This window comes from Microbacterium gallinarum, from assembly GCF_014837165.1.
GTDB lineage: Bacteria > Actinomycetota > Actinomycetes > Actinomycetales > Microbacteriaceae > Microbacterium > Microbacterium gallinarum.
Genome location: NZ_JACSPM010000001.1, coordinates 1140513 through 1165564 on the forward strand (window position 1 = coordinate 1140513; position 25052 = coordinate 1165564).

22 protein-coding genes are annotated in these 25052 nt (G+C 70.9%); 9 read left to right on the forward strand and 13 right to left on the reverse strand.

All coding sequences use genetic code 11. From position 1 onward, the window contains the following. Positions 1-3 precede the first annotated feature (3 nt). Positions 4-1383: a replicative DNA helicase gene (gene dnaB, locus H9622_RS05290; RefSeq protein ID WP_191764910.1), complete on the reverse strand. Its 1380-nt coding sequence runs from the start codon at positions 1381-1383 to the stop codon at positions 4-6. A gap of 561 nt (positions 1384-1944) precedes the next feature. Between dnaB and H9622_RS05295 the strand changes: the two genes are divergently transcribed. Beyond that, positions 1945-2949: a hypothetical protein gene (locus tag H9622_RS05295; RefSeq protein ID WP_318247036.1), complete on the forward strand. Its 1005-nt coding sequence runs from the start codon at positions 1945-1947 to the stop codon at positions 2947-2949. A gap of 90 nt (positions 2950-3039) precedes the next feature. After that, entirely contained in the window at positions 3040-4590 is a 1551-nt protein-coding gene (locus H9622_RS15785; protein WP_225221553.1) for a hypothetical protein, read from the forward strand. A gap of 363 nt (positions 4591-4953) precedes the next feature. Here H9622_RS15785 and rplI read toward each other — a convergent pair whose 3' ends face one another. The 6 genes from rplI to H9622_RS05330 all read right to left on the reverse strand — a co-directional run bounded on the left by rplI (position 4954) and on the right by H9622_RS05330 (position 9232). After that, complete coding sequence (gene rplI / locus H9622_RS05305) at positions 4954-5406, reverse strand: 50S ribosomal protein L9 (protein WP_191764912.1); 453 nt, start codon at positions 5404-5406, stop codon at positions 4954-4956. A gap of 11 nt (positions 5407-5417) precedes the next feature. Continuing rightward, positions 5418-5672, reverse strand: coding sequence for a 30S ribosomal protein S18 (gene rpsR / locus H9622_RS05310; RefSeq protein ID WP_045301896.1), 255 nt, complete (start codon positions 5670-5672; stop codon positions 5418-5420). A gap of 57 nt (positions 5673-5729) precedes the next feature. Beyond that, the gene (locus tag H9622_RS05315; RefSeq protein WP_191764915.1) at positions 5730-6239 is read right to left on the reverse strand and encodes a single-stranded DNA-binding protein; all 510 of its coding nucleotides are present in this window, start codon (positions 6237-6239) and stop codon (positions 5730-5732) included. Between the two features lie 5 nt (positions 6240-6244). Then, positions 6245-6628 (reverse strand): 30S ribosomal protein S6, encoded by a 384-nt coding sequence (gene rpsF, locus H9622_RS05320; protein WP_191764917.1) that lies wholly within the window; start codon positions 6626-6628, stop codon positions 6245-6247. A 130-nt stretch (positions 6629-6758) separates the two neighbouring features. Further along, positions 6759-7979, reverse strand: a complete 1221-nt coding sequence (locus H9622_RS05325) for a CaiB/BaiF CoA transferase family protein (RefSeq protein ID WP_191764919.1) — start codon at positions 7977-7979, stop codon at positions 6759-6761. 59 nt (positions 7980-8038) lie between these two features. Beyond that, positions 8039-9232, reverse strand: a complete 1194-nt coding sequence (locus tag H9622_RS05330) for an acyl-CoA dehydrogenase family protein (protein ID WP_191764921.1) — start codon at positions 9230-9232, stop codon at positions 8039-8041. Between the two features lie 78 nt (positions 9233-9310). Here H9622_RS05330 and H9622_RS05335 point away from each other — a divergent pair, with 78 nt between their 5' ends. Next, entirely contained in the window at positions 9311-10513 is a 1203-nt protein-coding gene (locus tag H9622_RS05335; RefSeq protein WP_191764923.1) for a hypothetical protein, read from the forward strand. Positions 10514-10535: 22 nt separating this feature from the next. On the opposite strand, the gene H9622_RS05340 is transcribed toward H9622_RS05335, so the two are convergent. From H9622_RS05340 to H9622_RS05360, 5 genes are all read right to left on the reverse strand, one after another. Beyond that, positions 10536-10949 carry a DUF779 domain-containing protein gene (locus H9622_RS05340; protein WP_191764925.1) on the reverse strand — a complete coding sequence of 138 codons (414 nt, stop codon included), beginning with the start codon at positions 10947-10949 and terminating at the stop codon, positions 10536-10538. Between the two features lie 94 nt (positions 10950-11043). Continuing rightward, positions 11044-12594, reverse strand: coding sequence for an acetaldehyde dehydrogenase ExaC (gene exaC, locus H9622_RS05345; RefSeq protein ID WP_191764927.1), 1551 nt, complete (start codon positions 12592-12594; stop codon positions 11044-11046). 135 nt (positions 12595-12729) lie between these two features. Continuing rightward, on the reverse strand, positions 12730-14058 hold the full coding sequence (locus H9622_RS05350; protein ID WP_191764929.1) for a GAF domain-containing protein: 1329 nt from the start codon (positions 14056-14058) through the stop codon (positions 12730-12732). A 52-nt stretch (positions 14059-14110) separates the two neighbouring features. After that, on the reverse strand, positions 14111-15538 hold the full coding sequence (locus H9622_RS05355; protein WP_191764931.1) for a CCA tRNA nucleotidyltransferase: 1428 nt from the start codon (positions 15536-15538) through the stop codon (positions 14111-14113). Between the two features lie 178 nt (positions 15539-15716). Further along, the gene (locus H9622_RS05360; RefSeq protein WP_191764934.1) at positions 15717-17246 is read right to left on the reverse strand and encodes a DUF7059 domain-containing protein; all 1530 of its coding nucleotides are present in this window, start codon (positions 17244-17246) and stop codon (positions 15717-15719) included. A 117-nt stretch (positions 17247-17363) separates the two neighbouring features. Between H9622_RS05360 and H9622_RS05365 the strand changes: the two genes are divergently transcribed. The 5 genes from H9622_RS05365 to H9622_RS05385 all read left to right on the forward strand — a co-directional run bounded on the left by H9622_RS05365 (position 17364) and on the right by H9622_RS05385 (position 23327). Further along, entirely contained in the window at positions 17364-19613 is a 2250-nt protein-coding gene (locus tag H9622_RS05365; RefSeq protein WP_191764936.1) for a DUF6049 family protein, read from the forward strand. After that, a complete protein-coding gene (gene murJ / locus H9622_RS05370; protein ID WP_191764938.1) occupies positions 19610-21220 on the forward strand; it encodes a murein biosynthesis integral membrane protein MurJ in 1611 nt (536 codons plus the stop codon). Before H9622_RS05365 ends, murJ begins: the two co-directional genes overlap by 4 nt. Before the next feature lie 79 nt (positions 21221-21299). Continuing rightward, positions 21300-22298, forward strand: a complete 999-nt coding sequence (gene trxB, locus H9622_RS05375; protein ID WP_191764940.1) for a thioredoxin-disulfide reductase — start codon at positions 21300-21302, stop codon at positions 22296-22298. Positions 22299-22381: 83 nt separating this feature from the next. Beyond that, positions 22382-22705, forward strand: a complete 324-nt coding sequence (trxA, locus tag H9622_RS05380; RefSeq protein WP_191764942.1) for a thioredoxin — start codon at positions 22382-22384, stop codon at positions 22703-22705. Between the two features lie 205 nt (positions 22706-22910). Beyond that, positions 22911-23327 carry a YciI family protein gene (locus tag H9622_RS05385; protein WP_191764944.1) on the forward strand — a complete coding sequence of 139 codons (417 nt, stop codon included), beginning with the start codon at positions 22911-22913 and terminating at the stop codon, positions 23325-23327. Positions 23328-23335: 8 nt separating this feature from the next. Here H9622_RS05385 and H9622_RS05390 read toward each other — a convergent pair whose 3' ends face one another. Next, positions 23336-23683 (reverse strand): tryptophan synthase subunit alpha, encoded by a 348-nt coding sequence (locus H9622_RS05390; RefSeq protein WP_191764946.1) that lies wholly within the window; start codon positions 23681-23683, stop codon positions 23336-23338. Between the two features lie 59 nt (positions 23684-23742). On the opposite strand from H9622_RS05390, the gene H9622_RS05395 reads away from it, so the two are divergent. Beyond that, complete coding sequence (locus H9622_RS05395) at positions 23743-25050, forward strand: RNA polymerase sigma factor (RefSeq protein ID WP_191764948.1); 1308 nt, start codon at positions 23743-23745, stop codon at positions 25048-25050. The last annotated feature ends 2 nt before the right edge of the window (positions 25051-25052 follow it).

Genomic DNA, 25052 nt, shown 5'->3' on the forward strand with positions numbered 1-25052 from the left:
GGCCTACTGGAAGTCGCCCGCCGGGGCCATGTCGGTGAAGCGCGAGAAGTGGCCCTGGAACGCCACGGTGATCGTGTCGGTGGGGCCGTTGCGGTGCTTGGCCACGATCAGGTCGGCCTCGCCCGCTCGGGGCGACTCCTTCTCGTAGGCGGCCTCGCGGTGCAGGAGCACGACCATGTCGGCGTCCTGCTCGATCGAGCCCGACTCGCGGAGGTCGGACAGCGCAGGCTTCTTGTCTGCGCGCTGCTCGGGACCACGGTTCAGCTGGGACAGCGCGATCACCGGGCACTGCAGCTCCTTCGCGAGGAGCTTGAGGGCACGCGAGAACTCCGAGACCTCCTGCTGGCGCGACTCGACGCGCTTGCCGCTCGTCATGAGCTGGAGGTAGTCGATCACGACCATCTTCAGGCCGGCCTTCTGCTTGAGGCGACGGCACTTCGCCCGGATCTCGACGAGCGTCATGTTCGGGCTGTCGTCGATGTACAGCGGCGCGTCGTTGATGCGACCTCGCGTCGCGGCGATCGTCGTCCAATCGCGCGAGTCGAGCGTTCCCTTGCGCATCGCCTGCAGCGGGATCGATCCCTCGGCGCTCATGAGGCGCATCGCGATCTCGCTGCGCCCCATCTCGAGCGAGAAGAAGATCGTCGGCATGTCGTGCTTGATCGCCGCGGCCCGCGCGAAGTCGAGCGCGAGGGTCGACTTACCCATGGCGGGTCGCGCCGCGATGATGATCATCTGGCCGGGGTGCAGGCCGTTGGTGAGCTGGTCGAGACCCGAGAAGCCGGTCGGGATGCCGGTCATCTGGCCATCGCGACCGCGCGCCGCCTCGATCTCCTCGACGGCCGCATCGACGGCGATCGTGAGGGGCACGTAGTCCTCGGCGGCCTCGGCGCCGGTGACCGAGTAGATCTCGGCCTGCGCGTTGTTGACGAGGTCGAGCGCCTCGCCCTGACCCGAGTAGCCCATCTGCACGATGCGGGTGCCGGCGTCGACGAGGCGACGCAGCAGCGCACGCTCCGAGACGATGGACGCGTAGTACCCGGCGTTGGCGGCGGTCGGGACGATGGAGGTGAGGGTGTGCAGGTAGTCGGCACCACCGGCGCGCTGCAGCTCGCCCGTCTTGATCAGCTCGTCGGTGACCGCGACGACATCGGTCGGCTCACCGTGCGAGTAAAGGGTGAGGATCGCCTCGAAGATCAGTTCGTGCTTCGGGATGTAGAAGTCGGCGCCGCGGAGCGTCTCGATGACGTCGGCCACGGCGTCCTTCGACAGCAGCATGCCTCCGAGGGCGCTCTGCTCGGCGAGGAGATCGTGCGGGGGAGTCCGCTCGAACTCACGGGGTCCGCCGCCCATGCGTTCTTCGGAGATGTCGGCGATCGACATGAATGCAGGATCCTCCACGTGTTCGGGTTCCGTCCGGGCGGCTCGCCGAGTCGGGTGCGCACGCGCCGCAGAAGGAACACGGCTGTCGCGAAGCGAGTGCGGCGGGAGAGCCGGCGCTGACTCGGACCTCGTCGTCTGAGACGTGCCGTGCTCTCCCCCCGGAGTGCCGAAGTCCACGGTAGGCAGGGGGTCCGACAGTCGCAACAGAGGCTGTGGATAACTCTGTGGAGAGCCTGCGTGAAACGCCGATAGACCTGTGAACAAACCCTGTGGAGAATCTGCGCAGTTCGGCGGAGGTCGGCGGAACAAAGGCCGCCTGATCTGGTGTTCCCTGTTCCACAGGCTGTGGAGGGCGATGTGGTTGAAGTCGCGCTTGAAGGTTGCCCGTCGGACGGCCCCCTGTGCACAATTCCGCGTCGCTTGTGAACAACGGTCCTCCCGTCGATCGCTCGCAAGAAGCCTCTGGACACTGCCGGGGGAGAGCGCTAGCCTGTTCAGTCCAGGCACCCTCAGGCGCATTCCACTCGGAATGCGTGACGCTGTTCGTCGTGGGAGGTGAACGTGGAGATCGCTACCTCGCAGTTGCCGAGGATCTGGCGGCTGGCCCTCATCGGGGCCGCGACCGCGTTCGCCTGGATCGTCCTCTCGCTGCTGCTCGGGCTCGGCTTCGGGTCCGCGCACGCGGATGAGGGCGATGACGACGGAGCGGGCCTGTTGGGTGCCGTCACCTCTGCCGTCGACAGCACGGCGACCACGGTCACCACGGCCGTGACGAAGACAACGTCCGCCGTCACCGAGGTCGTGAACACGGTCGTCGAGGTGGCGCCCGCTCCGGTGCAGCAGCCCGTCCGGGAGGTCGTGCAGGCTGCCGGGTCGACGGTGAACACGGTCACGGAGCCAGTCGACGAGGTCGTCTCGAACGACGTCGTCGGCACTGTCACCGCTCCCGTCGTCGAGGCGGTCACGCAGGTTCCGGTCGTCGGTGGCATCGTCACCGGGACGGGCCTCGACCAGGCCGTCTCCGACCTCAGCGACACCGTCGACGACACGATCGGCGAACTCACCGGAACGGTCGCCGACACCGGTTCCGCCATCGGTCAGCCACCCGCCGGAACCCCAGATCTCCCCCCGGTGACGCCGGGAATTCCTGTGCTCCCGGGTGGGGATCACTCCGACGAGCCGACCGGCGTGGACACACCGGCCGCCTCCGCCGCCAGCGCCCCCCGCCTCGGCCCCGACACGGCTGCGACGTCCGCGATCGGCGGGGCCGCGGCATCCGCTCAGCTCCTGTTCTCGGACGGCGTGCACGAGGGCTTCGCCACGCCCGCGACCGCTGTCTCGTCGTCCTCGGCGTCGCCCGACGCCCGCGGACCCTTCACTCCGGCGGGAGAACTCTGCCCGCCGACTGCTTCTTCCTCGGGACCCGGTGGTGCGGGTCCCGGCGCCTGGGCGCTCGTCGCCGTCGGTCCACTCGCCGCTCTCCGTGCCTGGGGGCGTCGTGCCGGACCGGAGGACGACCTCGCGCCCCCCGCGCCTGCAGGATCCACCGACGTCTCCCCTGACTGATCCGCTCATGCCGCCTTCTCGAGGCGGACGAGCATCGGCGCGCACCCTCGCGCGCCTCGACACATCAGTCACATCAAAGGGGAAAACATCATGCGTACATTCATCAAGCGCGCCCTGCTGGGCACGCTTCTCGCCGGCGGCATCACGCTGCTCGGCGCAACGGTCGCCAACGCGGCCGAAACCACGGGGGAGGACGGGCTGCTCTCGGGCACCCAGGCCCTCCTCGACGTGAACCTCCCGGTGACGATCAGCGGCACCTCGCTGTCGGTCATCGGCGACTCCTCGAGCCAGAACGCGGCCACCACGGCCCCGGCTCCCGCACCGGCGGCCCCGGCTCCCGCACCGGCTGCGACCACCAGCGGTCAGGACGGCGCGGCATCGGGAACACAGGCGCTCGTCACCGTGACGGTGCCGGTCACCGTGTCGGGGAACGCGATCTCGGTCGTCGGTGATTCTTCATCGACGGATGCCGCGACCGCCGCTCCCGCTCAGCCCGCAGCCGCCTCGGCCCCGGCCGCTGCGGCGACCACGTCCGGCGCTGACGGGCTGCTCTCGGGCACCCAGGGGATCGTGTCGGTGAACGTGCCTGTCACGGTGGGCGGCAACGCCGTCTCCGTCGTGGGCGACAGTGCCAGCTCGGACTCGTCAACCACGTCCGGCACCGCCGGCGGCGGTTCGGCTACCGAGGCGATCACGGACGGACAGGACTCGATCGCGGGCGGCACGCAGGTCGTCGCTCCCGTCGCCGTTCCGGTGAACGTCGGCGGCAACGCCATCTCGGTGATCGGCGACAGCAGCAGCTCGGGCGCCGCGACGGCGCCGGGTTCGACCGGCGGCGCGGGCACGGCCACGGCGGGCGGTACCGACGGCACCGACTCGATCGCCGGCGGCACGCAGGTGATCGCACCGATCGCCGCGCCGATCACCGCCGGCGGCAACGCCGTGTCGGTCATCGGCGACAGCACGAGCACGGGTTCCACCACGGGCACCAGCGGCGGAACCGGCGCTCCGGGCACCACGGCGGGAGAGACCGACGGCAGCGACAGCATCCTCGGCGGGACGCAGGTGATCGCACCGATCGCCGCGCCGATCACCGCCGGCGGCAACGCCGTGTCGGTCATCGGCGACAGCACCTCGACGGACAGCGCGGTCGCGCCTCCCGCCGGGAACGGCGGCTCGGGCGGTCTGACCTCGGGAGGTGACTCGATCCTCGGCGGGACGCAGATCCTGGCTCCGATCGAGCTGCCGATCACGCTCGGCGGCAACGCCGTCTCGGTCATCGGCGACAGCACCACCGTCGTCCCGGCGGCACCGGTCGACCCGACCGATCCCACGGACCCGACCGACCCCACGGACCCGACCGATCCCACCGATCCCACGGACCCGACCGATCCCACGGACCCGACCGATCCCACGGACCCGACCGACCCGACCGACCCCAGCGGTCCGGGCGCGTCGGCTGACGGTGGTGACATCACCGGCTCGCCGGCCGGTGCCAGCGTGACCGGCTCGCCGGCCGGTGCCGGCGCCACCGCACTCGCCGAGACTGGAGGGATGGGCGCGCTCCCCGTGCTGCTGCTGGGCATGGTGCTGCTCGCAGCGGGCGCGATGGCGCTCGTGTCTCGGCGGCGCTCGGCCTGACCCGCGCGTCGGAGACCACCTAGGGGGCCTCTGACGAGCGGCGCAGCCGGGCGTGGCGGGAGGGCCGTTCCCCACCGGTCCTCCCGCTTCCCCCACCCATCTCGCCCTCCGATCGCGGGGCGGCCGCCATGCCTGGACCGGCCGTCCCGCATCGGACGGCGCACGAACCAGGCGGATGTCGCGAACGGGGGGCTCGCGGCATCCGTCTGCGGAGGGATGAAACGGCGGATGCCGCGGACCCGAGGGTCCGCGGCATCCGCTCTCGTGTTCGTCGCTGGGAGGTCTCGATACGGCGCTGCGCGCCTACTCGACCTAGACCCGTCGCGCATCAACGCTGCTTCGCAGCATTGATCCGAGCCGCGTCTACTTGGCAGCAACCACCTGCAGGGTGATCACAGCGGTGAGGTCGTCGCGCAGACGGACCGTCGCCTCGTGCTCGCCCACCGACTTGATCGGCGAGGTGATGTGGATCTTGCGCTTGTCGAGCTCGCCCAGACCGGCGGCCTTGACGGCGTCGGCGACGGCCTCGGTCTTCACCGAGCCGAACAGGCGGCCCTCGGCGCCGGCCTTGACGACCAGGCGGACCTTGTTGGACTCGAGGGCGTCCTTGAGGGCCACGGCCTCTTCGTGGACGTGGATCGCGCGAGCGTCACGGGCGGCGCGGATCGACGCCACCTGCTTCTCGCCGCCACGGGTCCACGCGACCGCGAAGCCCTGGGGGATGAGGTAGTTGCGGGCGAACCCGTTCTTGACCTCGACCACGTCACCGGCGCTACCGAGCCCGGCGACCTCATTCGTGAGAATCAGCTTTGCCATTGCGGTGCTCCTTAGCGGCCAGCGCCGGCGTAGGGCAGGAGCGCCATCTCGCGCGCGTTCTTGATCGCCTTGGCGATCAGACGCTGCTCCTGCACCGAGACACCGGTGATACGACGGGCGCGGATCTTGCCACGCTCCGAGATGAACTTGCGAAGAGTCGCGACGTCCTTGTAGTCGATGAGACCGACACGGATCGCCTTCGCGGGGGCAGCGTTCTTCGCGCCCTTCCGCGGCTTCCGGCGGTCGCCGGTTGCCTTTCCAGCCATGGGTGTTTCCTTACTGAGAGATGAGATTCAACGGATGCCGCGGCATCCGGATGCCATTTAGAACGGGGTGTCGTCGCCGTAGGCGCCCGGGGCGGCCCACGCGTCGCCGCCGCCGGCGTTGCCACCGGAGGCGTTCGACGAACCGGGGGTCGACCACGGCTCGTCGGCGACCTGCGCCTGACCGCGGGACTGACCGCCGCCGCCTGCCGCCCGCGTGACCTGAGCGGTCGCGTAGCGGAGCGAGGGGCCGATCTCGTCGATCTCGAGCTCGATCGCGGTGCGCTTCTCGCCCTCGCGCGTCTCGTAGCTGCGCTGCTTCAGGCGACCGGTCGCGATGACGCGGGAGCCCTTCGTCAGCGAGCCCGCGACGTGCTCGGCGAACTCGCGCCACACGCTCGCGCGGAGGAACAGCGCTTCGCCGTCCTTCCACTCGTTCGCCTGGCGGTCGAAGTTGCGCGGCGTCGACGCGATCGTGAAGTTCGCGACGGGGAGACCGTTCTGCGTGTAGCGCAGCTCGGGATCAGCCGTGAGGTTGCCCACGACGGTGATGATCGTCTCGCCGGCCATCGTCGTTACGCGTCCTGCTTGACGGGCTTCGCGGGACGGGCAGCCTTGCGGGCAGCCTTCTCGTCGGCGCGGGCCTTCTCGGACGCGATCATGGCGATCGCCTCTTCGGCGCGGAGCACCTTGGTGCGCATGACCTGCTCGTTGAGATTGAGCTGGCGGTCGAGCTCCTGAGTGGTCTCGCTCGTAGCGGTGAAGTTCACGACGGCGTAGATGCCCTCGGTCTTCTTCTGGATCTCGTACGCCAGACGGCGGCGACCCCAGATGTCGATGTTCTCAATCGAGCCACCATCGTTGGTGATGACCTTGAGGAACTTGTCGAGGTTCGGAGCGACCTGGCGCTCGTCGATCTCAGGGTTCAGAATGACCATGAGTTCGTACTGGTGCGTCACTAACCCACCTCCTTCGGACTTGAACGGCTGTCGGGCATTTCCCGGCAGCAGGAGGGTGTGTTGCACGTCATCCGGCTTCCCGCGCACAGGGGCGCGTGCGGACAACCCTCCTATGGTACCGGATGCCAGGTCAGCCGCCGAATCCACCCGGATCTCCGCTGTCGCCCTCGAGCAGCTCGAGCACCCACGCCCGGTCGGCATCGTGTGACGGCGGGGCGAGCGGGTACCGCGCAGGCGTCGAAGACAGGGAGATCGGATGCCGCACCCCCGGCGTCTGCTCCTCTCCGGCGCCGATCACCGGGTCGAGGCCGAGTCGGCGCGCCCGCTCGAAGGCGTCGTCGATGCCGAGCACCCGCGCGCACGGCACGCCGGCCGCGGCGAGCAGGGTCTCCCACTCGGTCGCGGAGCGGGCGGCGAGCGCTGCGTGGAGGAGGGGGCGCAGTGCGTGACGGCCTGCGCTGCGGTCGGCCGCGCGCGTGAAGCGGGCGTCGGCCGCGACCTCGGGGATGCAGAGCACGTCGCACAGCCGCGCGAACTGCCGGTCGTTGCCGATGGCGAGCACGAGCTCTCCGTCGGCGGTGGGGAACGGGCCGTACGGGAAGATGCTCGGGTGGTCGTTGCCGAGCCGGCGGGGCACGACGCCGGCCAGCGCGTACGCGCCCGACTGGTTGACCAGCGCCGACAGCGCGGACGACAGCAGGTTGACCTCGACGCGCTGACCCTCGCCGGTCCGGTCGCGGTGGCGCAGGGCGGCGAGCGCGCCGAGCCCGGCATGCAGGCCGGTGACGACGTCGACGATGGCGACGCCCGCCTTCGTGGGTGCGCCGTCGGCCGCGCCCGTCACGCTCATGAGCCCCGACAGCGCCTGCGCGAGCACGTCGTATCCCGGCAGCGTCGAGTCCGGTCCGAACCCGGTGATCGAGACGTAGACCACGCCGGGGTTCGACGCGCGCACGGCGTCGTAGTCCAGGTCGAAGCGGCCGAGTCCGCCGGGCTTGAAGTTCTCGACGACGACGTCGGCACGGCCGGCGAGGTCGCGCGCGATCGCGAGGTCGGCCGGATCGTCGAAGTCGAGCGTGATCGACCGCTTCCCGCGGTTCACCGACAGGAAGTAGGTCGCGTCGCCGTCGCGCTCGGGCGGCGTCCAGTGCCGCGTCTCGTCGCCGGCCGGCCCCTCGACCTTGATCACCGTCGCGCCGAGGTCGGCGAGGAGCATCGTGCAGTACGGCCCCGCGAGCACGCGCGAGAAGTCCGCGACGACGAGTCCGGCGAGCGGTCCCGAGGCGCCTGCCGGCGCCGAGACGGCGTCATCGCGACGAGACGCACCTCCCGAGCCGTCGTCTCGTCGCAATCGCGACGTTTCACCGTCGGGAGGAGGGGCGGGGGCGGGGGGAGGTGCCGGGACGGGCGTCACCGGAAGGCCCCGATGCCGGTGAGGTGCTGCCCGAGGATCAGGGTGTGCACCTCGTCGGTCCCCTCATAGGTGCGCACCGACTCGAGGTTCGCGGCATGGCGGATGGGCGAGTTCTCGAGCAGCACGCCGTCGCCGCCCAGGATCGTCCGCGCCTCGCGCGCGATGGCGATCGCCTCCCGCACGTTGTTGAGCTTGCCCAGCGACACCTGCGGCGGGGTGAGGGTGCCGGCATCCTTCGCCCGCCCGATCTGCAGCGCGAGCAGCGCACCCTTCTGCAGCTCGACGACCATGTTCACGAGCTTCTGCTGCGTGAGCTGGAACGACGCGAGCGGCACCCCGAACTGCTGTCGGCGCAGCGCGTGACGCAGCGCGACCTCGTAGCTGTCGCGGCCCGCACCGAGCGCCCCCCAGACGATGCCGTACCGCGCCTCGTTGAGCGCCGAGAACGGACCGCGCAGTCCGCTCGCCCCGGGAAGGAGAGCGGATGCCGGCAGCCGGACGTCGTCGAAGTGCAGCTCGGTCTGGATCGACGCCCGCATCGATCCCTTCGGCTCGAGCACCGACGCCTCGAACCCGGGTGCGTCGGTCGGCACGATGAACCCGCGCACCCCGTCGTCGGTCCGCGCCCACACGACGACGAGCTGCGCGATCGTCGCAAGGCCGATCCAGCGCTTGGCGCCCGTCAGGATCCAGTCGTCGCCGTCGCGACGGGCGGAGGTCGTCATGCTCGAGGGATCGGATCCGGCTGTCGGCTCGGTGAGCCCGAAGGCCCCGATCACCTCGCCGGTGGCCATGCGCGGCAGCCACTCCTGCTTCTGCTCCTCCGAGCCCCAGCGGTGGATCGAGCCCATGGCGAGCGAGCCCTGCACCGACACGAAGGTGCGCAGCCCGGAGTCGCCGGCCTCGAGCTCGAGCGCGGCGAGGCCGTATTCCACGTTGCTGCGGCCGGGGCATCCGTAGCCCTTCAAGGTCATGCCGAGCACGCCGAGCTCGCCGAACCCGCGCGCGAGTTCGACCGGGAAATGCGCGCGATCGAACCAGCCCGCGATGTGCGGGCGGATCTCGTCGTCGACGAACGCGCGCACGCGGTCACGGGTCGCCCGCTCATGGTCGCTCAGCAGCGCGTCGATGCCGAGGATGTCGGATGCCTCGCGCAGCGCCTCGAGATCGTCGGGGTTCCTGGGCTCCATGGCGGGCTCCTCGGGTCGGATCGTCGTTCACCATTCTGCCGGGAGGGGTCCGTCGGCGTACCCCGGTAGCGTGAAGGAATGACCCTCCCGAGCGCAGCGGCGGCCCCGTCCTACCCGTTCGATGCCCGGCCCCTCGTCGAGCCCGTCGACGCAGCCGAGGCGCGCGCGTACGCCAAGCGGCTTCGCGAGAGCGGTCGTGTGCCGGGGATGTTCACCGGATCGACCGCCGTGGTCGTGGTGGTGGTGGGCGTCTTCGTCGTGGCGTTCGGGTCGGTGTTCGTCACGATGTTCGTCTCGATCTTCGCCTCGCTCGCGGGCGCCGTGGGCGAGGGCGGCGGCTTCACCGGGGCCCTGTTCGGCGTGGTCCCGTTCCTGGTGATCGGCGTGGCGATCACGCTCGTGGTCGTCGGGTTCACGACCGCCGGGCGCACCGCCGCGGTGCGGATGTTCCGGCTCGAGCGCTTCGCCCGCGCGAACGGCATGAGCTACCTGCCGCGGTTCGACAGCCCCGGGCTGCCGGGCATGATCTTCAGCATCGGCAGTGCCCGGCAGGCCAGCGACCTCGTGCGCGGCGACCACCCGCGCTTCGTCGAGTTCGCGAACTACCGCTACACGACCGGGTCGGGCAAGAACAAGACGACGCACGCCTGGGGCTACGTGGCGGTGAAGCTCGACGTGCCGCTGCCGCACATCGTGCTCGACGCGAGGGGCAACAACGGCCTCTTCGGGTCGAATCTGCCCGCGACCTTCGACAAGGACCAGCGCCTGAGCCTCGAGGGCGACTTCGACCGATACTTCTCGCTCTACTGCCCGGAGGGCTACGGGCCGGACGCCCTCTACCTGTTCACGCCCGACATCATGGCGCGCTTCATCGACAACGCCGCAGCGCTCGACGTCGAGATCGTCGACGACTGGCTCTTCCTCTACGCGAAGCGCGACTTCTCGACGCTCGACCCGGCGACGTGGGCGTGGCTGTTCTCGGTCGTCGGCGCGCTGCTCGACAAGTTCGCGCAGTGGGCGCGCTGGCGCGACGACCGGCTGCGCGCTCAGGCGCAGTTGAGGACGGATGCCGCGTCCGGCCCGCCGGCCGGGGCCGGGGAGGCGGCATCCGCTGTGCCCTTCACCCCTCCGCTCGACGCACTGCGCCCACCGCCGGGCGTCGCCCCGCAAGGACGCCGGCTGCAGCGCGGCGTGCCGTGGGTGTCGTTGATCGCGATGGGCGCCGTGGTGCTGTGGTGGATCGTCTCGCAGACCGGGGTGCTCGGCCTCTTCTTCCGCTGACACCCGTGGCCCGCGAGGCGGGTCAGTCCTCGGCGGCCTGCGGTCCCAGCCCGAAGTGCGTGAGCTCGGTGTCGTCGAGCATGCGGCTGCGGATGATGAACCGGTTGCCCGTGGGGCCCTCGACGCTGAACCCTGCGCCGCGGCCCGGCACGACGTCGATGGTGAGGTGGGTGTACTTCCAGTACTCGAACTGCGCCGCAGAGATGTAGACCTCGACCTCGTCGTCCAGCCCGACGTCGAGCGACCCGAGGTGCACGTCCGACGGCCCCACGAGGAACATCCCGACCGGGAAGCACATCGGTGCGCTGCCGTCGCAGCATCCGCCGGACTGGTGGAACATCAGCGGGCCGTGCTGCGCCGTGAGCCGGCGAAGAAGTGATGCCGCAGCATCCGTCACCGCCACCCGTGAGCGGATGCGGGTCTCGGCGTCTGTCATCGCGGGTCCTTTCGCTGCGCCGTGCGGCGTGGGCCGTCGGAACTCGGACAACCCGGATGGAGCGCGTGGGATCGCCCCATCCGGGTGCGTCGGATCAGAAGAAGCCCATCGCGCCTTCGGCGTACGACACGAGAAGGTTCTTCGTCTGCTGGTAGTGGTCGAGCATCTTGAGGTGGTTCTCGCGGCCGATACCGGACTGCTTGTACCCGCCGAACGCCGCGTGCGCGGGGTACTGGTGGTAGGTGTTCGTCCAGACACGGCCCGCTTCGATTGCGCGGCCGGCGCGGTATGCCGTGTCTCCCGAGCGGCTCCACACACCGGCGCCCAGGCCGTACAGCGTGTCGTTGGCGATCGAGATCGCGTCGTCGAAGTCGTCGAACGACGTGACCGAGACGACCGGGCCGAAGATCTCCTCCTGGAAGATGCGCATGTCGTTCGTGCCTTCGAACACCGTCGGTGCGACGTAGTAGCCCTCCGACAGGTCGCCACCGAGGTCGACCCGCTCGCCGCCGGCGAGCAGCCTGGCCCCGCCCTGCCTGCCGATGTCGATGTAGCTCAGGATCTTCTCGAGCTGGTCGTTGGATGCCTGCGCGCCGATCATCGTCGCCGGGTCGAGCGGATTGCCCTGCACGATCTTCGATACGCGCTCCAGTCCGTCGCCGAGGAAGCGGTCGTAGATCGAGCGCTGGATGAGTGCGCGCGACGGGCACGTGCACACCTCGCCCTGGTTGAGCGCGAAGAGGGTGAAGCCCTCCAGCGCCTTGTCGTAGTACGCATCGTCGGTGGTGCGGGCGACGTCCTCGAAGAAGACGTTGGCGCTCTTGCCGCCGAGCTCGAGGGTCACCGGGATGAGGTTCTGCGACGCGTACTGCATGATGAGGCGCCCGGTGGTGGTCTCACCGGTGAACGCGACCTTGCGGATGCGCTTGTGCTGCGCGAGCGGCGCCCCCGCCTCGATGCCGAAGCCGTTCACGATGTTCACGACGCCGGCGGGGAGGAGGTCGCCGATGATGTCGAAGAGGAACAGGATGGATGCCGGCGTCTGCTCGGCCGGCTTCAGCACGACGCAGTTGCCTGCGGCGAGCGCGGGCGCGAGCTTCCACGTCGCCATCAGGATCGGGAAGTTCCACGGGATGATCTGGCCGACCACACCGAGCGGCTCGTTGAAGTGGTACGCGACGGTGTCTTCGTCGAGCTGGCTCAGCGAACCCTCCTGCGCACGCAGCACGCCGGCGAAGTAGCGGAAGTGATCGACGGCGAGCGGGATGTCGGCGGCGAGCGTCTCGCGGACGGGCTTGCCGTTCTCCCACGTCTCGGCGACGGCGATCTTCTCGAGGTGCTGCTCGATGCGGTCGGCGATCCTGTTGAGGATCACCGCGCGCTCGGCGGGGGTCGTGCGCTTCCACGACGCGAACGCCTTCCATGCGACGTCGACGGCGCGGTCGATGTCTTCCACGGTGCCGCGGCCGACCTCGGTGAACGGCTTGCCGTTGACGGGGCTGATGTTCTCGAAGTACTGGCCCTTGATCGGCTCCACCCACTCGCCGCCGATGTAGTGGCCGTAGCGGGGACGGTAGTCGGCGATCGAGCCGCGCTGCCCGGGGGCGGCGTAGACGCTCGAGACGCCCTCTTCGACGATGGTCATGCTGGTCTCCTTCGACGCTGTCGCGACGGTCCTCGTCGCGTGTCGCCGAAGGTAGGCGACCCGACGTTGCATTCCGTTGCATCCGGTCGTCGGCGCACCCCGACCCCCGCGATGCCGGGCGGCCCGAGTCCGCGGTCAGGAGTCCGCTTCGAGCTTCTCGACGCGGGCGACCAATCCGGCGCGCTTCGGCGATCGTGCCGGCAGCATCGACAGGCAGAGCCGCAGCAGTTCCAGGTCGTCGGCCGCGGCATCCGTCTCGGAGAAGGCGAGAAGGACGTCGACGGATGCCTCGGCCAGCAGTGCTTCACGGAGTGCGGTGCGCACCGTGGTGCGGAAGTCCTCGACGCCCGGCGCGACCGAGTCGGGGAGCACATCGCCCCGGTAGGCGGCGAGCGCGACGCGGTGGGCGCCGCGGTCGAGCAGCGAGAGCAGCCGGTGGGCGTCGGTCTCGAGCTCGATCCCCAGACGGTACGGACGCGACTCGGGCACGAGCGCCGGAGCGGTGCGCTCGAGCACTTTGCGCAGGCGCACCATCTCGGCGCGGACGGTCACTGTCGCCGAGGGATCGCCGTACACGAGCTCGGCCAGCCGCTCAGCCGAGAGTCCCTGCCGGTGCACGGCGAGCATCAGCAGCAGCTCGGCGTGACGCGGCGCGAGTGCCGACACGGTCTCGGTGCCGTCGCCGGCGACCTCCAGCTGCCCGCGATCGCGCCCCAGCACGCTGAGCGCGGCACGGGTCGCGGTCGCCGTGCGGGTCGTCCGGCGCGGTGCGCGCGCCGGCTGCGCACGGGCGCGAAGCCGCGCGACCAGGAGCTCGCCCTCGATGGCGCGGGCCGTGGCATCCACCAGCAGCTGCGCCTGCGGCGAGGCGGCCTCGGCTCCGCCGGTGACGTCGATCACTCCCAGCAGCTTGCGGGTCTCGGGATCGTGCACCGGGGCCGCCGTGCACGACCACGGCTGCACCAGCCGGTTGAAGTGCTCGGCGCCGTGGATCTGCAGCGAGGCGTCGAGGGCGAGCGCCGTGCCCGGAGCCGACGTGCCGACGGCGTCCTCCGACCAGTTGGCGCCCTCGACGAAGCCCATGTCGCCGGTGAGGGAGCGCACGCGCCGGTCGCCCTCGACCCACAGCAGGCGCCCGGCCTCGTCGCCGACGGCAACGATCACGCCCGATTCGTCGGCGCCGCCCGGCAGGAGGAGTCCGCGCACCATGTCGATGACGCCCACCAGCGGGTGGCTTCGGCGGTATTCGGCGAGCGAGTCGCCGTCGAGCTCGAGCGGCGGCAGCGCCTCGGCCCCGACGAGGCTGGCGATCGAGCGGCGCCACGACTCTCGCACCAGCGCCCGCACATCGGCCAGCCGCTCATCCGCCGCGTTCCCGGCGAGGAGCTCCTCGTGCGCGCGCTCGATGAGCAGACGGGAGGTCTCGGGCGACACCTCGCGCCGCTGCGACCACGGCGAAGACATGGAGGCTCCGATCGACGTCGGTGGAGCGTGCGTCCAGTGTAGGCGCGCCCGGTCAGCCCCGCGCCGCCCACCACTCCCGGAGCCGGCGCTCGGCCTCCGCCTCGCCGACGATGCCCTCGTCGAGGCGCAGGTCGAGGAGGAACCGGTACGCCTCGCCCACCTCGCGCCCGGGCGGGATGCCGAGCACCTCCTGGATGCGGTTGCCGTCGAGCTCGGGCCGCATCGCGGCGAGCTCCTCCTGCGCGGACAGCTCGGCGATGCGCCGCTCGATGTCGTCGTAGGCACGGGCCAGACGGCCCGCCTTCTTGGCGTTGCGGGTGGTCACGTCGGCCCGCGTGATGATGTGCAGGCGCTCGAGCTCGTCGCCCGCGTCGCGCACGTAGCGGCGCACGGCCGAGTCCGTCCAGGCGCCCTCGGAGTATCCGAAGAACCGCAGGTGCAGCTCGATGAGCCGCGTGACGACGCCGATCGTGTCGGCGTCGAACCGCAGGGCCTGGAGGCGCTTGCGAGCGAGCCGCGCGCCCTTGATGTCGTGGTGGTAGAACGTGACGCCGCCGCCCGGTTCCAGCCGGCGCGTCGCCGGCTTGCCGATGTCGTGCAGCAGCGCCGCGAGCCGCAGCGGCACGTCGGGTGCGGCATCCGGATTCCGCGTCTTCTCCAGGTCGATCGCCTGTCGCAGCACCGTCAGCGAGTGCTCGTAGACGTCCTTGTGGTGGTGGTGCTCGTCGACCTCGAGCTGCAGCGCCGGGATCTCGGGCAGGAACTGCGCCATGAGTCCCGATTCGACGAGCAGGCGGATGCCGCGCACCGGGTCGTCGGTCTGCAGCAGCCGCACGAGTTCGCCGTGGATGCGCTCGGGGCTGACGATCGACAGCGTCTCGCGCAACTCCGCCATCGCCGCGGCCGTCGCCGGGTCGACCGCGAAGCCGAGCTGCGACGCGAACCGTGCGGCACGCAGCATCCGGAGCGGATCGTCTCCGAAGCTCACCGACGGATCGGCGGGTGTGCGCAGCCGTCGGGCGACGAGATCTTCGACGCCTCCGGTCGGGTCGACGAGCGTGCGGCCGGGCACCCGCAGTGCCATGGAGTTCACGGTGAAGTCGCGGCGCACGAGGTCGCCCTCGAGCGTGTCGCCGAACTCGACCGTCGGCTTGCGGGTGACGCCGTCGTAGCTGTCGGCGCGGTACGTCGTGATCTCGACCTGCTCGCCCGCGACCTTCGCGCCGATCGTGCCGAACGCGCGCCCGATGTCCCACTGCGCGGTGCTGATCGGCTTGACGATGCGCAGGATCTCGTCGGGCAGCGCGTCGGTGGTGAAGTCGAGGTCGTTCGTCGTGCGACCCAGCAGCGCGTCGCGCACCGGACCGCCCACGATCGCCAGGTCGTGCCCGGCTGCGGCGAAGGCGTCGGCCAGCGTCGAGACGACGGGAGACTCGGCGAGCGCGCCGAGGCGCGCGATGCCCTCGGCCATGTTGAGCATGGCATCGAGCCTACCGATCGGCGTCGCGATCAGTGCGCGTGTGCGAGCCCCGCGGGTTGAGCAAGCCCCGCCGGTTGAGTAGGCGCGAAGCGCCGTATCGAAACCCCTCGAACGCACGAGGGATCTCGATACACGCGCTGCGCGCGCACTTGATCAGCGGGCACCCGCCCGCGGCGGCCTACGCGAAGCGCAGGAAGCCGGTGAACGTCAGCTCGCGCACGCGCGGAAGGAGGTCGGCGCGCAGGGCGGCGGCATCCGCTTCGAGAAGGTGCGCGATCGCGTCGATCAGCACCCCCACCGGCAGGTCGCCGTCGCACGCGCCCGCGAGCGCGGCGAGCCCGGGGTCGACGCCGAGCGCGCGGCCGAAGCCGCCGCCCTGGCGCAGCTCGATCACCGTCGGATCCTCCTGCCCCGGGATGTGGTGGCGGGCCTCGGTCACGTCCGGGGCGAGGGTGAGGACGGATGCCGCGAGCCCGTCGTCGTCGAGCGCGGAGAGCCGGTCGTGTGCGGCGAGCGCCTCGGCCAGGTGCACGCCGAGTCCCTCGCCGGGCAGCGACTGGTGCAGCGACTCGAAGCGCCGCAGCGTCGGCTCGCCCGCGGCGGGGCGGCGCAGCAGCAGGTAGCCGAACCCGACCTCGGTGACCTCGCGGGCCGTGAAGTCTTCGAGCCACGCGTCGATGAGCCGCGAGAACCCGGGCGTTCCGGGCAGCGTTCCGCCGTCGCGCACCCACAGTTCCGCGTACGACAGCGGGTCAAGGCTCTCTCGCTCGACCACCCAGGCGTCGAGCGGTACCGCCGACTCCTCCACCCAGCCGCGCACCCGGTCGAGCCCCGGCACGCCGGCGCGCGTCTCCCAGTTGCCCAGCAGCTGCGCGACCCCGCCCGGTTCGAGGTGCGCGCCGACACCGCGCACGAACGCCGCGACGACGTCATCGCCCTCCATGCCGCCGTCGCGATATTCGTACGCCGGCACGTCGGCGACCCGCGGCGTGATGACGAAGGGCGGGTTCGACACCACACGGTCGAACCGCTCGCCGGCGACGGGCTCGAAGAGGCTGCCGAGCCGCACTTCGATGCCGTCGACGCCGTTCAGCAGCGCATTGAGCCGCGTGAAGGCGAGCGCACGCTCGGAGATGTCGGTCGCGACGACGTGGCCGACCGACCGCCGGGCGCGCAGCGCCTGGATGCCGCAGCCGGCGCCGATGTCGAGCCCGCGCCGGGCGGGCGTCGGCAGCTGCAGTGCCGCGAGGGTCAGCGACGCGCCCCCGACGCCGAGCACGTGGTCTTCGGGGAGCGGGCCGCCCAGCGCGGCCTCGTCGAGGTCGCTCGCGATCCACCACGAGCTGCCGTCGTCGGTCGCGCTCGCGTCGGCATAGGACTGCGGTCGCACCACCGCGAGCGGCCGCACATCGTCGCCGGCGACCTCGGCGAGTCCGAGACGCACGAGCCCGTTGACCGCGGTGCGGGGAAGAGCGAGGGTGACGGATGCCGCGGGCTGCGGCATCCCGAGCATGAAGAGTCGTCCGAGCACCGCCACCGCATCCCGGCGTGCGCCGAGCGCCCGGTCGGCAGGCGCACGCAGGCCGCGCGCGATGGCATCGTCGGCTGCCTCGCCCCACGCGGCGCGCAGCACCTCGGCGGTGTAGCCCGCGGCGCGCAGGTCGTCGGCCAGGTCGCGGCAGAGGGCGGGATCGGGTTCGGGGAGCACGGATCCATTCAACCGTGCGTCGCCGCGCGGCGCCCGGGTACGGAACCTCGGAGGGTGCAACCGTAGAATCTGACTCGATCGTGCGGTCAGACATCGCACAGGAGCGAACCACACAGTATGACCGTGATCCCCTCGGGAAGGCCAGCCCGTCGCCGCGTCCCACGCGCCGCCACGGTGGTCGTGGCGATCCTGACGGCCCTGGCGCTGCTGACTCCGACGGGTGCGGTCGCCGACACGCCCACGCCGTCGCCGACCCCCGCACCGCCCATCCCGGCCGGCACGACCGCGTTCACGCTCGCACCCATCTCGAACGGCGTCGTGCGCCCCGGCGACCCGCTGGTGGTGTCGCTCACCCTGCAGAACGAGACGCTCACGCCGACTGCGCCGGTCACCGCGACGCTGGCCCTCGGCCGCGCTCCCCTCGCCGGCCGCACTGCTCTCACGGCGTGGCTCGACGGCGAGGAGGCGGGCGTCACGACCCAGGCCGTCGCGACGGCGGCGATGGAGTCCGTGCCGTCGGGGTCGTCGCGGGTCGCCGCGGCGCGCGTCGAAGCCGACGACCCCCTGCTGAGCGGACTCGCGCCGGGCGTGTATCCGCTGCGCGCGAGCTACGACACCCCGTCCGGCACGGTGACGTCGACGAGCGCGATGGTCGTGCCCCCCACCGACGGCGACGAGGTCGGGATCGGCGTCGTCGTGCCGATCGCCGCAGACCCGATCGCGCAGGGGCTTCTCACCGCCGACCAGCTCACCGAACTCACCGCTCCGGGCGGCGCGCTCACCGCGCAGCTCGACGGCGTCGAGGGCACGGCGGCGATCCTCGCCGTCGACCCGGCGATCCCCGCCGCCATCCGCGTGCTCGGGAGCTCGGCTCCGGAGACGGCCACGGCGTGGCTCGAGCGGCTCGAGGACCTGCCCAACTCGCGGTTCGCCCTGCAGTTCGGCGACGCGGACGTCGTCCCCCAGATCGAGTCGGGCCTCGCCCGGCCGCTCGCCCCGACATCGCTCCGCGCGTACATGCAGCCGGCCGACTTCGTCCCCGAGCCCGAATCGGACTCCGACTCCGACTCCGCGCCGCCGGCGCAGGCCACCCCGACTCCCACGCCGACCGAGGCGGTCGACCCCGAAGCGCCGGTGTACCCGACGCTGCCCGAGCTGCTCGACATCGGCGCGGGCTCCCGCACGGCCGTCTACTGGCCGGTCTCCGGTACCGCGGGCCCGGCCGTCGTCGATAGCTTGGGCGACATCCGGATCGACGACCAGGCTTCGCTGACCCTCCTCTCCTCCGCGTCCACCGCCGTCGGCAGCGCGGGCGGCACCGTGCCGGCGCACGGCCGCGCCGGCGACGCCGAGCTGCTCGTCTACGACGCCGACGTGAGCGACGCCCTCGCGGTGGCCTCGGGGCTCGAGGAGCCTCCGCTTCGCGGCGCGGCACTGGCCGAGGCGACCGCCTACCTCGCGTTCGCGACGGCGGAGTCCGGCGGCGCCCCGCTCCTGGTGAGCCTCGGCCGCAACCCCGACCGCTCGCGTGTGGCCCTCGGCACGACGATCGGCGCCGCGACGAGCGCGCCCGATGTCACCCCCTTCACCCTCGGCGGACTGGCGAACTCGGCAGTGAGCGAGGTGGAGATCGAGGACGCGCCCGAAGAGACGGTGCGGGTGGACGTGGCATCCGCTCTCCTGCAGGACGAAGGCGAGCTCGCGCGGTTCGCAACGATCCTCGACGACACGAGCCTCCTCACCGGTCCGCAGCGCGCCGAGATCCTGCAGCTGCTCGGCACCGGCTGGCTGGCCGACGACGCCGGCTGGACCGCCGCGGTCGCCGATCATCGGGCCGCGACAGAGGCGACGCTCGACTCGGTGGGACTCGTGCCCACCAGCGAGATCAACCTGTTCGGCTCGAACGTCGGCCTGCGGTTCTGGGTGCGCAACGACCTGCCCTACCCCGTGAACCTCGTGCTCTACGTCACACCCGACAACCTGCGCCTGAACGTGCAGCGGGCCAATCCGCTGGTCGCCGCGGCCGGCAGCAACAGCCGCGTCGAGGTGCCGGTCGAGGCCCGGGTCGGCAACGGCGAGGTCACCCTCGAGCTGCAGCTGCGCAGCCGGGCCAGCGTCGCCATCGGCGACCCCGAGTCGGTCGACGTGAACGTGCGCGCCGAATGGGAGAGCTTCGGGCTCGCGGCCCTCGGCGTGGTCGTCGGCGGCCTGCTCTTGCTCGGTGTCGTGCGCACCGTGCTGCGTCTGCGTGCGCGCCGACGGGGAGCGGATGCCGCGTCCGACGGCACCGACCGCGAGGCGTCCGTGGACGGCGAGGTCGAGTCCGGGGATGCCGGGCCCGACCGCGACACGGAGAAGACGTCGTGAGCATCGGACGGGCCAGTGCGCTGATCGGCGCGGGGACGATCATCTCGCGCGTGACAGGGCTGCTGCGCACGATCGTGCTGGTCTGGGCGGTCGGCGCGACCACCGCGGGAGGCAACGCCTTCGCCGTCGCCAACCAGCTGCCCAACAACATCTACGCGATCATCTCGGTCGGTCTGCTGAGCGCGGTCGTGGTGCCGCAGATCGTCAAGGCGGCGGCGCACGACGACGGCGGCAGCGCGTTCGTCTCGAAGCTCTTCACCCTCGGCACGGTCGTGCTGCTGGGCACGGCGGCCGTCGCGACCGTCGCCGCACCCTGGCTCGTGGTGTTCTACGCACCGGACTATGGCCCCGAGCAGCAGGCGCTGGCCACGGCCTTCGCCTACTGGTGCCTGCCTCAGATCCTCTTCTACGGCCTGTTCGCGCTGGTCGGCGAAGCGCTCAACGCGCGCCGGGTGTACGGACCGTACACGTGGGCGCCGATCGTCAACAACGTCGTCTCGATCGCCGGATTCCTGGTCTTCATCTGGCTGTTCGGCGCCGGCACGGCGTCGACCCAGTGGTCGCCCGAGATGATCGCCGTGCTGGCGGGCACCGCGACGCTCGGCATCGTCGTGCAGACCGGCATCCTGTTCCTGTTCTGGCGGAAGACGGGGATGCACGTGCGTCCCGACTTCCGCTGGCGCGGCGTGGGACTCGGCCAGATCGGCCGCCTCGCGGGCTGGACGTTCCTGATGGTCCTCGCGGGTCAGCTCGCCGGCGTCGTGCAGTCGCGCGTGATGTCGCAGATCCCCGAAGGCGACCCGGGCTTCTTCGTCGCCGGCAACGCCTGGCTCATCTTCATGCTCCCGTACTCGATCATCGTGCTGTCGATCGGGACGCCGTACTTCACACAGCTGAGCGAGCATGCCGGTGCCGGCCGCGACGATGACGTCCGCGCGGACGTCGGCCGCAGCATCCGCACCCTCGGTCTCTTCATCGTCGCCGCGACCGCCGCCCTCGCGGTGGCGGCCGTGCCGATGTCGCGCATCTTCACCAACTCGCGCGAGGAAGCCGTCGGAGCGGCCGGGGTGCTGCTCTGCTACCTGGTCAGCCTCATCCCGCTCGCCGTGCTCTTCGTGATCCAGCGCACGTTCTACGCCTACGACGACACGCGCACACCGTTCTTCTTCACTCTCGGGCAGTGCGTGATCGTCGTGCTGACGGCACTGGCGGCGTCGTGGGCGGCGGGCGCCGGGGTGATCGAGATGGCCCAGCTGGCCGCAGCCGTGGCGCTCGGCCAGTCGTTCGCGAGCGTGTGCCAGGTGATCGCCGCGACCTGGCTGCTGCAGCGTCGCCTCGGCGGGTTGCGGATCGGATCGTGGATGCTGGCGCTCGGCCGCTTCGCGCTGGCCGCGCTGCCCGCCGCCGGCGCCGGCTGGCTGACCTTCCAGCTGCTGGGAGGGACGGGAGGCTGGACCGTATCGGACAAGCTCCTCGGCGTGCTCGGAGCGGCCGTGATCGGCGTCGTCGTGCTGGTCGTCTACGTGGCCTTCCTGGCCCTGCTCCGCGCGCCCGAGCTGTCCGCCGCGATGACCCTCGCACGGCGCGTCCTGCCCGGCGGGCGCTGACCGTGCCGGTGGAATGCTCCGCGGTTACCATGTGTTGAGCAGTACGGGGCCGAAGTGCCCCGCAACAGAAGGGGTCGCAGTGCGTCACGTCATCATCATCGGTTCGGGTCCTGCGGGCTACACGGCAGCGATCTACGCGGCACGCGCGAACCTCGAGCCGCTCCTGGTCGCCAGTTCGGTCGAGGCCGGCGGAGACCTGATGACCACCACCGACGTCGAGAACTTCCCCGGCTTCCCTGAGGGCATCCAGGGTCCCGACCTCATGACCCGCATGCAGGAGCAGGCAGAGCGGTTCGGCACCGAGGTGCTGTACGACGACGTCGTCTCGCTCGAGCTCGACGGTCCCGTCAAGAAGGTCTCGCTGGGCAGCGGTGCCGAGTACGAGGCCCGCTCGATCGTCTACGCGACCGGATCCGCGCACCGCAAGATCGGGATCGAGGGCGAAGAGCGCCTCTCCGGCCGCGGCGTGTCGTACTGCGCGACCTGCGACGGCTTCTTCTTCCGCGAGCGTGTCATCGCCGTCGTCGGCGGCGGCGACTCCGCGATGGAGGAGGCGACGTTCCTGACCAAGTTCGCGTCCAAGGTGTACGTCATCCACCGCCGCGAAGAGCTGCGCGCATCGAAGATCATGCAGGAGCGCGCGTTCGCGAACGAGAAGATCGAGTTCGTCTGGAACAGCGAGGTCGTCGACGTGCTCGGCGACGACGCGGTCACCGGTGTCGTGCTCGAGAACACCGTCGACGGCACGCGCAGCGACCTGGCGATCGACGGCCTGTTCGTCGCGATCGGCAACGACCCGCGCACCCACCTCGTGCACGACAAGCTCGAGCTCACCCCCGAGGGCACCATCTGGGTCGACGGCCGTTCGTCGCGGACGTCGGTCTCCGGCGTGTTCGCCGCGGGCGACGTCATCGACCCGACGTACCGCCAGGCTGTGACGGCCGCCGGCAGCGGCACCGTCGCCGCGCTCGACGTCGAGCACTACCTCGCATCGCTCGGCGAAGCCGGTGCACCCGCCGCCGACGCCGACCAGATCGAGGGCCTTCCCGAGGCTGACCCGGAGCAGACCGCGGCCTGATCCCGCCGCGTCGTGCCGCGGAACAATCCCGCTGCGCCGCGCGTTGTCACCCCACGTACGACTTCCCCATCTAAGGAGAGAACATGACCGCCAAGGCGACGACGTCCGCCACGTTCGACCAGGATGTGCTCCAGGCCGACGGCCCGGTGCTCGTGGACTTCTGGGCTGAGTGGTGCGGTCCTTGCCGCATGGTCTCGCCGGTCCTCGACCAGATCCAGGCCGAGCACCCGGGCAAGATCACCATCCTGAAGCTGAACGTCGACGAGAACCCCGACCTCGCCATGAAGTACCAGATCACGTCGATCCCGGCGATGAAGGTGTTCAACAAGGGCCAGGTCGAGACCACGATCATCGGCGCCAAGCCGAAGTTCGCGCTCGAGAAGGATCTCGAGGCGTACATCGGCTGAGTCCGTCCTCAGCGTGAACCCCGCTGGCCTGCACTTATCGCAGGTCAGCGGGGTTTTTCATCGCATGCCGTTCGCGGCATCCATTCACTCGGGAAGAAGTCTGCGAGAGGATGTCGATCCCGGCCCGTCTTGTTCGACGTAGAGGGTGACGGGGCCGGAGCGCGGCCCTCCGGGTCGAAGGCCCGCAACGACGAAGGAGCAGGACATGCGTTACATGCTGATCATGCAGGTGGAGCCCGAAGCCGCGGCCAAGGCGCCGGAGGAGCTCGACATGAAGCAGGTCATCGCCGCGATGAGCGCCTACAACGAGGAGCTTCAGAAGGCGGGGGTCTTCCTCTCGGCGGAGGGCCTCTCCGATGCGAGCGAGGGTTTCCGCGTCGACTTCTCGTCGGTGCCGCCGGCGGTGACCGACGGACCGTTCGCCGAAGCCCGCGAAGTGTTCACCGGCTTCTGGATCCTCGAGGTCGCCAGTCGCGAGGAGGCCGAGCACTGGGCGAAGAAGTGCCCCCTCGGACCGGGCGTCGCGCTCGAGGTGCGACGGGTCAACGAGTTCGCCGACTTCGAGTCGGTCGACCCCGAGTGGGTGGAGAAGGCGCAGGAGTGGCGGGCTGCCAACGCCTGACGGCGAGATCAGGACGCGTCGGCGCGCACCGTGGCATCCCAGCGACGGTGCGTGTTGGCGTCGCCCAGCAGTCGCCAGACGGCGCGCGTGAGCGGGGGATAGTCCAGGGCGATCTGGCGCAGCACGCGATAGTGGCGCGCGGCGTTCGGCCGGGAGCCGCCATTCGCCTCGATGTTCTCGGCCCGCAGCGTGAAGACCACCAGTTCGTCGATCGTCGGCAGATCGTCCATGAAGTCCCACGGGTCTTCGCCGGCGCGCAGTCGCTCGGCGATCACCACGGCGAGTTCGTCCGCTGCCTCGGCACGCAGAAGCTCGAGACTGGCCCGGCGGCGCGGGGTCTGGTCTGCGTTCGGCACCCATCAAGGGTACGACGCCGCACCGACCTCGGGCCGCGTTCCACGCCTACGCTGACACCATGACCGACGTCGACGTGCACGCCCGCCGCACGGTCGAGGCGGTCTGGCGGGCCGAGTCCGCACGGATCGTCGCCGCGCTGACCCGCCACACCGGCGACTTCGCCTGGGCGGAGGATCTCGCGCAGGATGCACTCGTCGAAGCTGTCGCGAAGTGGCCGGCGGGGGGCATCCCGGACAATCCCGGGGCCTGGCTGCTGTCCGTCGCGAAGCGACGCGCGATCGACGGGTGGCGCCGGCGCGAGCGGCTCACGCAGCGCGAACCGCTGCTCGCCGTCGACGTGCAGGACGCCGAGCGCGTCGACTCGGTACCCGAACTCGCCGATCCCGACCGCATCGACGACGACGTGCTGCGGCTCGTGTTCGTAGCGTGCCACCCGGTGCTCCCCGCGCAGGCCCGGCTCGCTCTCACGCTGCGCACGGTGGCGGGCCTCACGACCGACCAGATCGCGCGCGTGCTGCTGATGACCGTGCCGACCGTTCAGCAGCGGATCGTGCGGGCGAAGCGCACCCTGGCCGATGCGGGTGTGCCCTTCGAGGTGCCCGACCGCGCCGAGCGGCCTGCGCGGCTCGCCAGCGTGCTGCAGGTAATCTACCTGCTCTTCACCGAGGGCTATGCCGCGGCCTCCGGCGACCATCCGGTGCGACCCGAGGTGGCGCGCGAAGCCGTGCGGCTCGCGCGTCAGCTGCACGCCCTCGCACCGGACGAGCCCGAGGTCGACGCGCTCATCGCCCTCATGGAGTTCCAGTCGTCGCGGTTCGCCGCTCGCATCGATCGGGACGGACTGCCGCTGACCCTGGGCGAACAGGACCGGCGGCGATGGGACCGTTCAGCCATCGCGCGCGGCCGAGAAGCGATGAAGAGGGCGGATGCCTCGCCCCGCGGGCTCGGGTACTACGGACTGCAGGCGGCGATCGCCGAATGTCACGCGATCGCCCCGTCGTTCGACGAGACGGACTGGGACCGCATCCTGCGGTTGTACGACGCGCTGATCATGCTCGCGCCGACTGCTGTCGTGCGCCTCAACCGGGCCGTCGCCTTCTCGATGGCCGAGGGCCCTGAGGCTGCGCTGCACATGGTGGACGCGTTGGAGCCCGAGCTCGGCGACTTCCGTCCGCTGCGGGCGGTGCGTGCAGAACTGCTCGAACGGACGGGGAGAACGGATGCCGCGGCCGCCGAGTTCGTGGCGGCAGCGGCGCTGCCCGGCAACGAGGCCGAGGCGACCGTGCTCAGGCGACGGGCCGCGGCGCTCCGTGTCGACGTGGACCGGGGTACGACCAGCCCGGAGGTGGATCAGGCGGTGCCGTAGCC

Bases quoted from the DNA above. Each gene is read 5' to 3' on its own strand.
- trxA (WP_191764942.1), top strand. From the start codon at position 22,382: ATGACCGCCAAGGCGACGACGTCCGCCACGTTCGACCAGGATGTGCTC.
- H9622_RS05350 (WP_191764929.1), bottom strand. From the start codon at position 14,058: ATGTCTTCGCCGTGGTCGCAGCGGCGCGAGGTGTCGCCCGAGACCTCC.
- dnaB (WP_191764910.1), bottom strand. From the start codon at position 1,383: ATGTCGATCGCCGACATCTCCGAAGAACGCATGGGCGGCGGACCCCGT.
- H9622_RS15785 (WP_225221553.1), top strand. From the start codon at position 3,040: ATGCGTACATTCATCAAGCGCGCCCTGCTGGGCACGCTTCTCGCCGGC.
- H9622_RS05395 (WP_191764948.1), top strand. From the start codon at position 23,743: ATGACCGACGTCGACGTGCACGCCCGCCGCACGGTCGAGGCGGTCTGG.
- H9622_RS05385 (WP_191764944.1), top strand. From the start codon at position 22,911: ATGCGTTACATGCTGATCATGCAGGTGGAGCCCGAAGCCGCGGCCAAG.
- H9622_RS05335 (WP_191764923.1), top strand. From the start codon at position 9,311: ATGACCCTCCCGAGCGCAGCGGCGGCCCCGTCCTACCCGTTCGATGCC.
- H9622_RS05315 (WP_191764915.1), bottom strand. From the start codon at position 6,239: ATGGCCGGCGAGACGATCATCACCGTCGTGGGCAACCTCACGGCTGAT.
- rpsR (WP_045301896.1), bottom strand. From the start codon at position 5,672: ATGGCTGGAAAGGCAACCGGCGACCGCCGGAAGCCGCGGAAGGGCGCG.
- rplI (WP_191764912.1), bottom strand. From the start codon at position 5,406: ATGGCAAAGCTGATTCTCACGAATGAGGTCGCCGGGCTCGGTAGCGCC.
- exaC (WP_191764927.1), bottom strand. From the start codon at position 12,594: ATGACCATCGTCGAAGAGGGCGTCTCGAGCGTCTACGCCGCCCCCGGG.
- H9622_RS05340 (WP_191764925.1), bottom strand. From the start codon at position 10,949: ATGACAGACGCCGAGACCCGCATCCGCTCACGGGTGGCGGTGACGGAT.
- H9622_RS05365 (WP_191764936.1), top strand. From the start codon at position 17,364: ATGACCGTGATCCCCTCGGGAAGGCCAGCCCGTCGCCGCGTCCCACGC.
- H9622_RS05355 (WP_191764931.1), bottom strand. From the start codon at position 15,538: ATGCTCAACATGGCCGAGGGCATCGCGCGCCTCGGCGCGCTCGCCGAG.
- H9622_RS05330 (WP_191764921.1), bottom strand. From the start codon at position 9,232: ATGGAGCCCAGGAACCCCGACGATCTCGAGGCGCTGCGCGAGGCATCC.